This window comes from Microcoleus sp. Pol12B5 (assembly GCF_036701335.1).
Classification (GTDB): domain Bacteria; phylum Cyanobacteriota; class Cyanobacteriia; order Cyanobacteriales; family Microcoleaceae; genus Microcoleus.
Genome location: NZ_JAUBQQ010000012.1, coordinates 101,351 through 112,961, shown reverse-complemented (window position 1 = coordinate 112,961; position 11,611 = coordinate 101,351). Strand labels below are relative to the sequence as shown.

Sequence of the window (11,611 nt, the reverse complement as noted above, 5' to 3'; positions counted from 1 at the left end):
TAAAATCTAAAATCTAAAATCTAAAATCTAAAATCTAAAATCTAAAATCTAAAATCTAAAATCTAAAATCGACTGACTGAGGACTATTGACCAATGAGCGATTTGATGCCGACAAATATAGAGGCAGAAGAAGCAATTTTGGGGGGAATCTTAATTGACCCCGAAGCTATTTCCCGAATTGCCGAACTGCTGCGACCGGAGTTTTTTGCCATCACCGCTCATCAAGTCATTTATCGATCGGCATTAGCGCTATTTTTACAGGGTCAACCTACCGATTTAATGACGGTAACAACTTCGCTGACGGACCGCAACCAGTTAGAGCAAGTAGGAGGACTAAGTAAATTAGCACAATTAGTCGATCGCACAGTTTCCGCAGTCAACATCGACCAATATGCAGTTTTAGTTGAAGACAAATATCAGCGCCGCAAATTAATCGAAGCTGGCAACAACATAGTACAATTAGGTTACGAGACGGCAACACCACTAGAAACAGTCTTAGACCGCGCCGAACAAGAAATTTTCAGTATAACTCAAGAACGTCCGCAACAAGATTTAGTGTCAATCGGCGAAACACTAAACCAAACATTTCAAGACCTAGAAAATCGCAATGAAGGCCTCACACTTCCCGGTATTCCGTGCGGTTTCTATGACTTAGATGCCATGACAGGAGGCTTTCAGCGATCGGATTTAATCATCGTTGCGGCTAGGCCGGCGATGGGTAAAACCGCCTTCTGTACCAACATCGCCCACCACATCGCCGCCGGACAGCAGAAATTGCCGGTTGCCGTTTTCAGCTTAGAAATGTCGAAAGAACAGCTAGTGCAGCGTATCCTGTCCAGCGAAGCCAAAATAGAAAGTAACCGATTGCGATCGGGTAGAATCAGTCAAAACGAATGGGAACCCATCAGTACAGCCATTGGTAACTTATCAGAACTACCGCTGTTTATTGACGATACTCCCAATATTACCGTCACAGAAATACGATCGAAAGTCCGCCGCCTCCAAGCAGAACAAGGTGGAACCCTAGGATTAGTCTTGCTAGATTACCTGCAATTAATGGAAGGTACCAGCGACAACCGCGTGCAAGAACTATCTCGAATTACCAGAAGTCTTAAAGGTTTAGCCCGCGAGCTCAACGTGCCGATTATTGCCTTATCTCAGTTGAGTCGGGGTGTGGAAGCGAGGACAAACAAGCGGCCGATGATGTCTGATTTGAGAGAAAGCGGATCGATCGAGCAAGACGCAGATTTAGTAATTATGCTCTACCGCGATGAATATTACAACCCTGATTCGCCCGATCGCGGAATTGCAGAAGTAATTATTACCAAACACAGAAACGGGCCCACAGGAATCATCAAACTATTATTTGACGCCCAATTTACCTGCTTCCGCAATCTCGCATCTCCGAAGCGATCGTAAATAAACCAGAACATACACAGAAACCCGGTTTCTTAAAAAAAACCGGGTTTCTAAACACCGTAAAAGTTTTACGTTGAATTAGATTGAGCTACCTAGCCACCGATTCTCAACAATTCCACATCAAAAATCAGCGTAGCATTAGGAGGAATCACCCCGCCCGCACCGCGAGCACCGTAACCGAGTTCAGGGGGAATAATCAATTGGCGGCGGTCTCCAACTTTCATCGTACCGACACCTTCATCCCAACCCTTAATTACTTGACCCACGCCAATTTGGAACTCAAAAGGAGAATTGCGATCGCGCGAACTGTCAAACTTCGTGCCATCCTCCAAAGTTCCAGTGTAGTGCACGACCACCTTCTGCCCGGTTTTTGGAGTCGCCCCATTACCCTCTTTCAATTCAACATATTTCAGACCGGAATCTGTGGTGACAGTTTTCTCAGTATTATCAGTCATGTCATTGCCAGCGATAGTAGCTGGTACCTCTGGTAAAGTAGCATCAGCTACTAGCAAGCTATTTTCATTCAAAGACTGCGCTGACAACTTCTCAATAGCAGTCTCGGGTAAAAGATTGTTCAATTCGGCTGCAACTGCTTGGGACCCAGAACCGCCCATTTGAGCGACTATCAAAAACAAAAAGCAAACCAGCATTACTCCCAAGCTGACTAGAACTCCTCGCAAAATTAATCCTCCTAATACTTTTAACCGCGATATCTCAGATATCTAAGACATCTAGTACAACAAGAACTACCAAATTTTATCTGAACTTTTCCACCAAAGAACGGCAGGTACCAGATAATTTTTCAGGCCAAAGTATGAAGTCAAAATGTTTGTTATTCTACATAAATGGCTTCTACATAAGTGCCTTTTTTTAGCCTTCTGCCTTCGGGTGACAATCTTATCACAAGATAGCAGCGAACTTCTCGCGGGCGTTAGCGAAGCTTGCAGAAGAGGATCGAACTCAGCGCCAGTTACGGTTTTCTAAATCCCGCATCTGACGTTCCAAACGATCAAGTCTTCCCCGCAACTCATCCATTTCCGACTGTCGGGGAACTCCCATATCTTGGAGAATATTCCGTAGTTGCCGCTGCAACTGCGTATCCCAATTGCCCTGCTCAGACTTGAGATGCTCCGTCATGTCATCGACAAAGGTTTTGGCTTGCTCGGGATTAATTTTGCCATCTTTGACCCATTGCTCGCTAGCTTCCTGCAATTTCTCGGCTACCAGAGAGGTAGTACCAATGCCCAGCATTACCAGTTGTTTGAGTAAGTTGCTATTGTTATCCATAGATTTTTCCTAATGTTTGCCCTTTCATACCCGATCGGCTCAGGTCGCCTGCTGTCGCTGCGAAACCATCTGTAAACTTAAAGTTACGTCAGCGCACACCTACCTTTCTATTTTGGAGCACCCAGCCGCCTGATGGCGAGCCGATCGCGCTAATCGGCGTTCGGAAAACCCCCTAATGAGCCTACCCACCACATTACCCCATAACCCTGCTGTCTATGCCTGATTGCCCCCGCTGTCACCAACCTGTAGAGGCCCAAGCGCTCGCCTGTCCACACTGCAAAATCCCCCTCAAAGCTTTCGGTCATCCGGGTATCCCTCTTTATAGATCAAAACCCGAAGAATTTCTGTGCACTACCTGTATTTATCACGCAGACGACACTTGCAACTACCCGCAGCGTCCCTTTGCCAAAGAATGCACGCTTTATCACAATCAAGCTGAGCCGCTGGTGCCACAGACGAGCCGTTACATCAGTGGCGGCTGGATGCAATCAATCAAAAATTGGTGTCAGCGCCATCTGGTTTGGTTAGGATTATTAGGTTTAATTATTATTAGCATTGCTCTGTCGATTTAATCGGATTGTACAAAGCGTAGAATAGAGATATCTCTGTTAATCTGGGTTGCTCTATTATTCTTTAAATTATTCATGAGCTACGTATTCGGCATCGACGGTGGCGGCACTAAAACTATCTGCCTTTTAATGGATGACAACCACCTTGTTTTAGGACGGGGTGAAGCAGGGCCGTCAAATTATCAAACCCTGGGAATTGAGACAGCAAAACAATCCATCCAATTGGCGATCGAACGAGCAGTTCTGTCCGCTAAAATCGAGACGAATAGCAATCTCAACATAGAAGCAATTGGTCTGGGACTAGCAGGAGTTGGGCGTCCCAAAGATCGTGAAATAGTGCAATTTGTAGTGCAGAACTTGCAGTTGACGAATACTTTACCAGTAACCCGATCGTTCCTGCCCAGGAATATCGTAATTTGCAGCGACTGCGCGATCGCACTTGCTGGCGGTACAGGTCATCCAGTGGGTATCGCCGTTATTTCAGGAACCGGTTCCATTGTTTTCGGGCAAAACCGTCAAGGGAAAACTAAACGAGTCGGCGGTTGGGGATATATTTTAGGCGATGAAGGCAGCGGATATAACATCGCCCTTCAGGGTTTGCAAGCTGCTTTGAAGTTCTATGACGGACGCGAAGATTTTACCACGCTTGCGGAAAAACTTCAAACGCATTTAGGCCTCAATAACCTAGAAGAATTAGTAGAAGTTGTTTACGGGCGCGGTTGGGGAGTCAAAGAAATTGCAGCTTTAGCGCCGATTGTCGATCGAGCCGCAGCAGAGGGCGATCGCGTCGCTGACTGCATTATCAATAATGCTGTAGCAGAATTAACCTATTCAACCAAAATAGCCTTTTCAGCGCTATTTAACCAAACAGAAGAATTTGAAATTGTGATAGTAGGAGGTGTGTGGGGTGGAGAGGCAAATTGCCGAGGTCGGTTTGAAGCAGCCATAAGTGCGATCGCCCCAAAAGCTCAGGTTATTTCGCCCCGATACGAACCAGCTTTCGGTGCTGGATTATTAGCCTTAAACGCTCTCAACAATTAATTGTTGAATGTTGAATGTTGAATGTTGACTGTTGACTATCTTCCTTATCTTCCCGATCGCCCCTGTCTTGCGGATTTTCTCGATTTTTCCAAATTTTCAACTTCTGGGTTATCAACCTTATCTTCCCAACTGGTAGAATTCCAGCCTGCCATAATCAAAACATCAGATGAATGCGAAACAAGAAACAAATTTAGCAGTAGTGCGTTCCTAAGTAAACAAAAACCGAAGCAAGGAGACAATTTATATGATTACTTCTCAAAAATGGCGTTCAGCAACAGCAGCAGTCCTCGCACTTGGCATTACAGTTGGAACCAGCGCGCCGCTGGTGGTAGCTACTCCCGCAGAAGCCCAACAAAGAATTTCCCAATTTGATAGCATCCGAATTCCGTCGGGCAGTGTAATTCCAGTTAGGTATGAAAAAGACAAAATAGTTGTCACCCGCGAAGAAACTTCACCTTTAACTTTAACAGTAGCGCAAGACATCCGCACACCTCAAGGCAGAGTATTAATCCCCGGAGGCAGCCAGATAGTCGGGGCACTGCAACCTGTCAGAAGAGGCAATCAAATGGGTACTCAATTTGTTGCCAGAGAGTTAATTATCAGCCGCCGCCAACGCTATCGGATTGATGGCTATTCGGGAATTATTACCCGAACCGAAAGAGTCCAAAAAGGTGCTGGCACAGGTTCAGTAGCCCAAGGTGCAGCCTTGGGTGCAGCAGCCGCAGCCGCACTCGCAGGCATTACCGGCGACAAAGCGATCGCGACTGAAGAAGTATTGGGAGGCGTTGGAATCGGCGCTTTAGCTGGAGTATTGTTGGGGCGGCGCAGCGTTGACGTGCTCGTGATTCGCCCGGAACAAGATTTGGCAGTGACATTGCGATCGGACATCGTACTCCGCTAATATTGGAATCTTCGGATTAATTATTTGCAGTAAAACATTGTCGATCGCTAACTTGTGGTCTCCCGATCATTGGCTAGGCATACTGTTAAGGTTGTGCCTAGCCATGTTTGTTGGTGGAATTATTGGATGGGAGCGCCAACTCAGAAACAAACCAGCGGGATTGAGAACTCATATGCTAGTTAGCATGGGTTGTGCACTGTTTGTTTTAATGCCGCTAGCAATGGGGAAAAATGAAAACGGAGGAGATGCTGTAGCGCGGGTAATTCAAGGCATTGCTGCCGGGATTGGGTTTTTGGGAGGCGGAGAAATCCTGCGGCAAAATCACCAGGAAAGAGGTAAAGTTGAAGTTCACGGACTCACATCTGCCGCCGCTATTTGGGTGTCAGCAGCTTTAGGAACTGCTGCCGGATGCGGGTTGTGGCAACTAGCATTAATTGGCGCTTTAATGTCGCTGTTTGTTCTGAGAGTAATTAAAGAGTTAGAGCGTCGGAGTCGTAGGAAATAGTCTCAGTGATGATATAAAAGCGGGTATTATAACCCTTATTACTTTTGTAGTAACGGCGGAAGCACGAGCGAGCTTTATGAGGGTTAAAGTCCTCACTACTCACTAATTTTATTGCGGTCGATGGAGGGGAAATAATATTAGCTATTTCAGGCCAACTCCAGTTAATCATTGATCATAAGCTGTCGCGCATTTAAATTATATATTCGGGGCGGGCTAGAAGCCCATCCCACAAGAGTTTGATTGTTTTTTGACACATAATTTAAATGCCGCAACAGCTTAGATAACTTTTCAAGCAGAATGCTCAACTGTTACGAAGCAAAAACTTTGACTACACCTTGACAGGTCTAGTCATCCAAGCCTGACCTTTGAGGAGTCAAGTCCTCACTCTCTACTTAAATATTCATTTTAATATTTATTTCGATTTTATTTAATTTGCTCAACACCCATTGAACCAAAATACCAATATTTTTTTATTTAATTAGTAGAGAAGTCATCCAAATAATTATAGCTTTTCCGTGTTTATTGAGGAGAAAAATTAATACTTGTATTGCCAAATAATTGTATAAAAAATTAATTTCTATCCGCAAAATTTGGCATCCTTATTAATTCCAAAGACTCTTGCCTCACCCGACCCGCCATCGCAGCTAATTGCAAGCTCATAAAAGCGTTCAAATCTTCCAAATCACACTTGGCTGAGGAAAAAATCTTCTGCATTTCATTTTCCGCTTCCAAACTCAAATATCCAGCGGCAATAGCTTGTTTTACAACTTCACGAACCTGCACGGTAGAAATGTCCCTTACTAAATTTTAACGAATCAAAAGCCAACTAATTACTAACAAGAAGTTTCGGAAGCCGTCTCGCCAAAGATTTCAAACTTTTTTAGCTCGCGAGACTCTTGTTTCACTCCTCCGGACATAGCTGCTAGTTGCAAAGCCATAAAAGCATTTAAGTCTTCCAAGTCATACTGGGTGGTAGTTAACATCCGCCGCAGTTGATTTTCGGCTTCAAGGGTTAGATAGCCTAGAGCCAGAGCTTGCTGGGCGAGGTCGCGAATTAGTACCATAACACTTCGGGATTTTATTGGTTCAAGCATCAGTATTAACTGTTTTCACAGAATCAGCAGTGACGGCTATGGCTCGATAGGTGTGACATTGTTACGGGCCACTCGTGACAGCCGGAGTCGCAGAGTGTGACTAAGTATTTGCACGGTTGTGACGGCGATCACGCGGGGGATGCCAGAGGATGAGTCGGAGAGTGGGGAGTCGCAGAGTGTCCGGGTGTCTGGGTGGGGGAGTCGGAGAGTGTCCGAGTGGAGGAGTCGGAGAGGAGGAGCATTTTTATTTTTCCCAGGGACTAATGACTGATGACTACTGCCTTCTACCTTCAGAAGACGCTCAACGTCTATAATCAGCAAGTTAAATATTTACGGCAAGACATATGGAAGCACCACATAAAGATTTGCTACAACAAATAGCCCGACTATCGGAAACTTATGCTAATTTGGCCGATCGCCTATCCAAAGCAGCAAAACAACTGCAAGACTCAGGTCTTCCTCCTTCTGACAGCTTGCTGCAAGAAGTAGCCGCCTACAGCCGCAACTTTGCTGCAGTCCAAAAACAAGCTCTCGAACTCAACAAATCCGCGATTGCACCAGGGGAAATTACTTCCCTCAAAGACATTCAAAACTTAGTCGAGACTGCCGCAGCTTCTGAAGGTAAAGCAGAAATTCGCGATGCAGCATTGAAAGTGATCGATCGAGTATTGGCGATCGCCCACCGCGAACAAAGCGACTTCGCACCCTTACAATCAGTTCATGCCAAAGCCCGCGAACTGCAACGCGCGATTTCCGAATCAACCCCAACTCAACTGCATTCCGACGCAGAATCCTTAGTCAGCGGCAAACACCCAGTTTCAGCAGTGCTCGCCCTGGTGGAACAGCAAGACAAATTAGATGACGAACAGTGGGTAATTCTCGAAGAAACAGTCAGCGCCGCTTTTGGCAAACAAATAGCCGTAGCCATTTCCAGAGGCAAATTAACCATTGCTGAGATGGTAAAAGCAGCACCTGCACAAGTCGAACCCGCATTTAAAACAGCGCCAGAACAAAAAATCAGCGCCGAACCTTTGCCAGAAGTGATTGTCATCCCGTCAGGAAATGTGGCACCGAAACAAGTTACAGTTGCGCCACAGATCCAGATTTTGGAATCCCCCGCACCTTCTGTCCCCATGCACGAAGTAATTATTGTTCCCAGCGTGGAAGTACCTAAGTCTCTTCAGACAACCGATTCGGGGAACATTGTTTTTGGCGCACCCCGGAACCTTCAACCAGCGGTGGCAGTAGAAGGCGGTTTGGGCATCAAAGTTTTGGTGCACATTCAAGGAATTGGCGATCGAACTTTCGGCGCTCAAGAATACGCGGGTACAAAAGCTCAAGGGCGGCGTGTCGAAGGATTTGCGATTAAGATCGACCCGCTAATTCCCGGCTTAAATGTCGAGTACATGGCTCACGTCGAAGGTGTTGGCGACACTCCTTGGCTTAGCGAAGGAGAATTGGCAGGTTTTCGGGGTCAAGCGAAACGAATTGAAGGATTTGCAGTGCGATTGAGCGGGCCACAAGCTGATAAGTACGACGTATTTTATACCGCTCACATTCAGAATATCGGCGACACCGAGGTGTCCTCCAATGGCGAATATTGTGGTACTCGCGGCAAAGCTTTGAGAATAGAAGGTATCAAAGTTTGGATCGCGCCGTCTGCGAGTTCCCAAGCTGCGGCGCCTGTGGGTTTAAAAGTGTTGGCGCACATTCAAGGAATTGGCGATCGAACTTTTAGCGATCGAGAATATGCGGGTACTAAAGCTCAAGGCCGCCGCGTCGAAGGATTTCAAATTAAAATAGAGCCTCCCCTTGCCGGTTTAAATTTGCAGTACATGGCTCACGTTGAAGGAGTGGGCGACACTGCTTGGATCTCGGAAGGAGAGTTAGCTGGATTCCGGGGCAAAGCCAAGCGCATTGAGGGATTTGCCGCCCGCCTGACAGGGCCGCAAGCTGATAAATACGACGTATTTTATACGGCTCACATCCAAAATGTGGGCGATACTCCTGTTACTGCTAACGGTCAATACTGTGGCACTCGCGGCAAAGGTTTGAGGGTTGAAGGGATGACGGTTTGGGTTGAGCCGAAAGCGTAAAAATTGAGAATGAATGGAAAATTTGCAGTGGCATTTTCCATTCATTTTGTGTTGTTATATGATGTCCGGTTGGTTCGTTTTTGTATAAGGTGCGCTCTCTTAGGGGCGGATTGTTTAGACAATCTCGAAGCCAGCCCCAATTAACATTCCGAGGACGATCGCAGCAATAAAGTATCCCATAGCTTTCTTTATAGTTTGAGGTTTGCTGTATCTAATCTAGGGTGGCATTTGAAGGCAGACAGGATGAAAACCATTGCTATTGAGTGCGGATTTCCACCTGCTAGAACCGTCGTTATTTGCTAAATTGAGGACTAGTAAAGCTCAGCGTAAGTAGACAGACTATATTTGTGGTAGAATAACATAGTTAGTTTAGACCAGTTTCGGTAGGTAATAAGGGAGTCGTATATGGCATTATTAATGCCTAAAACATGAAAATTAAGCGATGGCGAGCGTCATCAACTTCACCAGTTGAGCAAGAGACACAACACGCCGCAACAGATCGTGCTACGAGCCAAAATTATTCTCATGGCATCTGATGGTCAAAACCATCGTGAAATAGCCCGAAGCCTAGAGATTAATCGGCAGATGGCTCGTTTATGGCGAAACCGATGGTTGGAGAGCGAGGGAAAAGACTTATCGATTTTGCAAAGATTACAAGATCGAGAGCGTGTTGGCGCACCAGTAAAATTCAGCATGGAACAAGTAACCGAGTTATTTGCACTCGCCTGTTCCTCACCGTCCGATTATGGACGACCAATAAGTCACTGGACAGCTAGAGAGCTGGCGGAGGAAATCATGAAACAAGGCATTATTGAAAGTATATCAGTCCGCCATGTTGGCAGATTATTAGAAGAAGCAGAAATTAAACCACACGCCTCGCGCTACTGGTTAACCCCCCCCTGTGGATGAAGAATTTGATGCAAAAGTTAAAGATATTACAGGGTTATATCTGACTGCAATTGAACGCAGTCAAAATGGAGAATACACTATATCAGTTGATGAAATGACAGGGATTCAAGCTATTGAGCGTCTCGAAAAAGACTTACCAATGCGACCCGGGAAAGTTGCAAGAAGAGAGTTTGAATATATTCGTCATGGTACGCAAACCTTGATCGCTAATTTCAATATTGCGAATGGTAAAATAATTGAGCCAACTTGCGGAGATTCGAGAACAGAATCGGATTTTTTACTGAATATTCGTCACATCATTGAAACAGACCCTGATGCCAAAAAATGGCATCTAATTATGGATTGTCTGAATACTCACCAATCTGAATCACTGGTGCGTTTGGTCGCCGAGAAAGAAGGCTTAGATATCGACCTCGGTATTAAGGGAAAAAGCGGCATACTTCAATCTATGAAATCTCGCACTGTTTTTTTAAGTGACCCAACACATCAAATTGTTTTCCATTACACACCCAAACATTCTTCGTGGCTTAATCAAATAGAGATTTGGTTCAGCATTTTGGTGCGGAAATTAATCAAAAGAGCAAGTTTCACCAGTCAGTACGATCTGAAAAATCGCATCCTCAATTTTATTAACTACTTTAATCAAACAATAGCCAAACCTTTTAAGTGGACATATAAGGGTAAAGTCTTGGCTGTTTAATAGTCTGTGTATTTACGCCGAGCTGTACTAGAGTTTTCACTCAAACAATGGCAACATGGCATAACTTACCCTTCCAAAGCCGCCAAAAGACACAGCAATAAAGCCTCCGTCCACTCGACTACAGCACCGTAAGTATCGCCCGTGTGGCCGCCCAAACGGTGGTTAAACCAGGCTCCGGCAAAAATTCCGATCGCACTTCCCCCCAAAGCCATCCCCACCGCCAACAGCCACCGATCGCCCTCCAAGACAACTTGCACCACGCTCAAACTCAGCAGCAACAGCACTCCGGGGATAAAATCAAAAGGAGAATAAATCGATTCCTTGTGAAAAGCTCCCTTACCCTCTGCCCGGAGATAGGGATAGCGGGCGATCGCCACCAGTTGGGCCCATCTCCCCCAACCCGCCACACCCATCAAAGCCAGCCACCGATAGTTATTCAAGTCCGACAGAGCGGCAGTTTTCAGCAGCACGATCGCGATCGCAGCCATCGCCCCAAAGGCTCCTGTAACGCTGTCCCGCATGACTTCCAGCCTGCGTACCGGGTCTGGTACAGCCAGCCCGTCCGCCGCGTCCATTGCCCCGTCTAGGTGCAGCCCGCCAGTCACGGCGATGCCCAAGACTACCACCAAGGCCGATCGAGTCAGAGCAGGCATTCCCAACAACTGCAACCCAACATCCCCCAGTCCCAGCATCCCCCCAATCAAAAGCCCGATCGCCGGTGCCAAGCGGGCAATGCCCCGAAACTCCAAAGTCCAAGACACCGGTACCGGCAAACAAGTATAAAAAGCGACTGCGGCTGCGATGGCAGCGCCTTGATTCCGGAAAAAGTCGATCGTAGAGCGAACCCATTTATCATGCACCATAAGATAGAAAATTTTTCATCTGGTATGCAGTTGTCAATCGATTAGCGTGTGCCAGAATTGGACTGTAACACCCTAGTTTTTTGGATCGAGCATTCCTCCTGTCGCCCGCTCTTTTCCCCGGAAAACCTCTGTCGGCAGCGATCCCCAAGCTCCCTATCTAAAATGACTAAACTCAAGATCCGCGTTTCCCTTCCCAAGAATTCTAGCTAACTCCCTGATGTTCAAGA

At 46.2% G+C, this 11,611-nt stretch carries 13 protein-coding genes; 8 read left to right on the top strand and 5 right to left on the bottom strand.

Going from position 1 to position 11,611, the window contains the following annotated elements:
* The first annotated feature begins 93 nt into the window (after nucleotides 1–93).
* Nucleotides 94–1,419: a replicative DNA helicase gene (gene dnaB / locus QUA24_RS09310; protein ID WP_333229042.1), complete on the top strand. Its 1,326-nt coding sequence runs from the start codon at nucleotides 94–96 to the stop codon at nucleotides 1,417–1,419.
* 92 nt (nucleotides 1,420–1,511) lie between these two features.
* Here dnaB and QUA24_RS09305 read toward each other — a convergent pair whose 3' ends face one another.
* Together QUA24_RS09305 and QUA24_RS09300 are read right to left on the bottom strand one after the other, a co-directional pair.
* Nucleotides 1,512–2,099, bottom strand: a complete 588-nt coding sequence (locus QUA24_RS09305; protein ID WP_333229040.1) for an FKBP-type peptidyl-prolyl cis-trans isomerase — start codon at nucleotides 2,097–2,099, stop codon at nucleotides 1,512–1,514.
* A 280-nt stretch (nucleotides 2,100–2,379) separates the two neighbouring features.
* Nucleotides 2,380–2,706, bottom strand: a complete 327-nt coding sequence (locus QUA24_RS09300) for a phasin family protein (protein WP_006634797.1) — start codon at nucleotides 2,704–2,706, stop codon at nucleotides 2,380–2,382.
* Between the two features lie 215 nt (nucleotides 2,707–2,921).
* On the opposite strand from QUA24_RS09300, the gene QUA24_RS09295 reads away from it, so the two are divergent.
* The 4 genes from QUA24_RS09295 (at nucleotide 2,922) to QUA24_RS09280 (ending at nucleotide 5,722) form a co-directional block, all read left to right on the top strand.
* Complete coding sequence (locus QUA24_RS09295; RefSeq protein WP_333229038.1) at nucleotides 2,922–3,278, top strand: zinc ribbon domain-containing protein; 357 nt, start codon at nucleotides 2,922–2,924, stop codon at nucleotides 3,276–3,278.
* A gap of 72 nt (nucleotides 3,279–3,350) precedes the next feature.
* Entirely contained in the window at nucleotides 3,351–4,316 is a 966-nt protein-coding gene (locus QUA24_RS09290) for a BadF/BadG/BcrA/BcrD ATPase family protein (protein WP_333229035.1), read from the top strand.
* Nucleotides 4,317–4,560: 244 nt separating this feature from the next.
* Entirely contained in the window at nucleotides 4,561–5,217 is a 657-nt protein-coding gene (locus QUA24_RS09285; protein WP_333229033.1) for a hypothetical protein, read from the top strand.
* Nucleotides 5,218–5,320: 103 nt separating this feature from the next.
* Nucleotides 5,321–5,722: an MgtC/SapB family protein gene (locus QUA24_RS09280; RefSeq protein WP_333085418.1), complete on the top strand. Its 402-nt coding sequence runs from the start codon at nucleotides 5,321–5,323 to the stop codon at nucleotides 5,720–5,722.
* A 570-nt stretch (nucleotides 5,723–6,292) separates the two neighbouring features.
* On the opposite strand, the gene QUA24_RS09275 is transcribed toward QUA24_RS09280, so the two are convergent.
* Both QUA24_RS09275 and QUA24_RS09270 read right to left on the bottom strand, forming a co-directional pair.
* The gene (locus tag QUA24_RS09275; protein ID WP_333229031.1) at nucleotides 6,293–6,505 is read right to left on the bottom strand and encodes a hypothetical protein; all 213 of its coding nucleotides are present in this window, start codon (nucleotides 6,503–6,505) and stop codon (nucleotides 6,293–6,295) included.
* A 50-nt stretch (nucleotides 6,506–6,555) separates the two neighbouring features.
* Nucleotides 6,556–6,786 carry a hypothetical protein gene (locus tag QUA24_RS09270; RefSeq protein ID WP_242723336.1) on the bottom strand — a complete coding sequence of 77 codons (231 nt, stop codon included), beginning with the start codon at nucleotides 6,784–6,786 and terminating at the stop codon, nucleotides 6,556–6,558.
* A 374-nt stretch (nucleotides 6,787–7,160) separates the two neighbouring features.
* Here QUA24_RS09270 and QUA24_RS09265 point away from each other — a divergent pair, with 374 nt between their 5' ends.
* The 3 genes from QUA24_RS09265 (at nucleotide 7,161) to QUA24_RS09255 (ending at nucleotide 10,521) form a co-directional block, all read left to right on the top strand.
* Entirely contained in the window at nucleotides 7,161–8,912 is a 1,752-nt protein-coding gene (locus QUA24_RS09265; RefSeq protein WP_333229029.1) for a hypothetical protein, read from the top strand.
* A 501-nt stretch (nucleotides 8,913–9,413) separates the two neighbouring features.
* Complete coding sequence (locus QUA24_RS09260; protein WP_333229027.1) at nucleotides 9,414–9,821, top strand: helix-turn-helix domain-containing protein; 408 nt, start codon at nucleotides 9,414–9,416, stop codon at nucleotides 9,819–9,821.
* Nucleotides 9,814–10,521: a transposase gene (locus QUA24_RS09255; RefSeq protein WP_333229025.1), complete on the top strand. Its 708-nt coding sequence runs from the start codon at nucleotides 9,814–9,816 to the stop codon at nucleotides 10,519–10,521. Before QUA24_RS09260 ends, QUA24_RS09255 begins: the two co-directional genes overlap by 8 nt.
* A 65-nt stretch (nucleotides 10,522–10,586) precedes the next feature.
* On the opposite strand, the gene cobS is transcribed toward QUA24_RS09255, so the two are convergent.
* A complete protein-coding gene (gene cobS, locus QUA24_RS09250; protein ID WP_190732248.1) occupies nucleotides 10,587–11,384 on the bottom strand; it encodes an adenosylcobinamide-GDP ribazoletransferase in 798 nt (265 codons plus the stop codon).
* Between the last annotated feature and the right edge of the window lie 227 nt (nucleotides 11,385–11,611).

Bases quoted from the DNA above. Each gene is read 5' to 3' on its own strand.
- dnaB (WP_333229042.1), top strand. From the start codon at position 94: ATGAGCGATTTGATGCCGACAAATATAGAGGCAGAAGAAGCAATTTTG.
- QUA24_RS09300 (WP_006634797.1), bottom strand. From the start codon at position 2,706: ATGGATAACAATAGCAACTTACTCAAACAACTGGTAATGCTGGGCATT.
- QUA24_RS09295 (WP_333229038.1), top strand. From the start codon at position 2,922: ATGCCTGATTGCCCCCGCTGTCACCAACCTGTAGAGGCCCAAGCGCTC.
- QUA24_RS09290 (WP_333229035.1), top strand. From the start codon at position 3,351: ATGAGCTACGTATTCGGCATCGACGGTGGCGGCACTAAAACTATCTGC.
- QUA24_RS09285 (WP_333229033.1), top strand. From the start codon at position 4,561: ATGATTACTTCTCAAAAATGGCGTTCAGCAACAGCAGCAGTCCTCGCA.
- QUA24_RS09280 (WP_333085418.1), top strand. From the start codon at position 5,321: ATGTTTGTTGGTGGAATTATTGGATGGGAGCGCCAACTCAGAAACAAA.
- QUA24_RS09270 (WP_242723336.1), bottom strand. From the start codon at position 6,786: ATGGTACTAATTCGCGACCTCGCCCAGCAAGCTCTGGCTCTAGGCTAT.
- QUA24_RS09265 (WP_333229029.1), top strand. From the start codon at position 7,161: ATGGAAGCACCACATAAAGATTTGCTACAACAAATAGCCCGACTATCG.
- cobS (WP_190732248.1), bottom strand. From the start codon at position 11,384: ATGGTGCATGATAAATGGGTTCGCTCTACGATCGACTTTTTCCGGAAT.